Source organism: Mesorhizobium montanum, assembly GCF_033977145.1.
In the GTDB taxonomy this organism is placed as follows: Bacteria; Pseudomonadota; Alphaproteobacteria; order Rhizobiales; family Rhizobiaceae; genus Mesorhizobium; species Mesorhizobium montanum.
The window spans coordinates 1-1,079 of sequence record NZ_JAVIJF010000067.1; the positions used below are offsets into that span (position 1 = coordinate 1).

Sequence of the window (1,079 nt, forward strand, 5' to 3'; positions counted from 1 at the left end):
CGCTACCGCGTTTTCGCCGACCTCGAGCGCATCGTGGGCAAGTTCCCGCGCGCCATCTGGCGTTCCAACGGCCGCGCTCAGGAAATCACCGTATGGTGCTCCAACGACTACCTCGGCATGGGCCAGAACGCCGATGTCATCACCGCCTTCCAGAACGCGGCAGGCCGGATGGGCTCGGGCGCCGGCGGCACCCGCAACATTTCCGGCACTTCGAACCCGCTGGTCGAGCTGGAGCATGAGCTCGCCGACCTGCACGACAAGGAAGCCGCGCTGGTGTTCACCTCCGGCTTCGTCTCCAACGAGGCCTCGATCTCGACCATTGCCAGGCTTCTGCCCAACTGCCTGATCATCTCGGACGAGCTCAACCATGCCTCGATGATCGAGGGCGTGCGCCGCTCGGGCGCCGAAAAGAAGATCTTCCGCCACAACGACGTCGCGCATCTGGAAAGCCTGCTGCAGGCGGCGGGCCGCGAGCGCGCCAAGCTGATCGTGTTCGAAAGCGTCTATTCGATGGACGGCGACATCGCGCCGATCAAGCAGATCGTCGAGCTCGCCGAGCGCTACAACGCCATGACCTATATCGATGAGGTCCATGCCGTGGGCATGTACGGACCGCGCGGCGGCGGCATCACCGAACGCGAAGGCCTGGCCGACCGCATCGACATCATCGAAGGCACCCTGGCCAAGGCGTTCGGCACGCTGGGCGGCTACATCACCGGCACCAGTGCGGTGATCGACGCCGTGCGCTCCTATGCGCCGGGCTTCATCTTCACCACCGCGCTGCCGCCGGCGATCGCGGCTGCCGCCACCACCTCGATCCGGCATCTGAAGCGCTCGCAGGTCGAGCGCGACGCGCAGCAGCGCCAGGCCTCGCGCACCAAGCAGGTGCTTGCCGCGGCCGGGCTGCCGGTGATGGAATCCCCCACCCATATCGTGCCGGTCCTGGTCGGCGATCCCGAGCTTTGCAAGATGGCGAGCGACCGCCTGCTTGGTGTGCACGGCATCTACATTCAGCCGATCAACTATCCGACGGTGCCGCGCGGCACCGAGCGGCTGCGCATCACGCCGACGCCGTTCCA

Annotated in this window: 1 protein-coding gene; it reads left to right on the forward strand. The window is 66.4% G+C overall.

The genetic code is table 11. From position 1 onward, the window contains the following. The coding region (hemA, locus tag RFM68_RS33490; protein WP_320237200.1) for a 5-aminolevulinate synthase at window positions 1-1,079 on the forward strand (1,079 nt) is incomplete at both ends.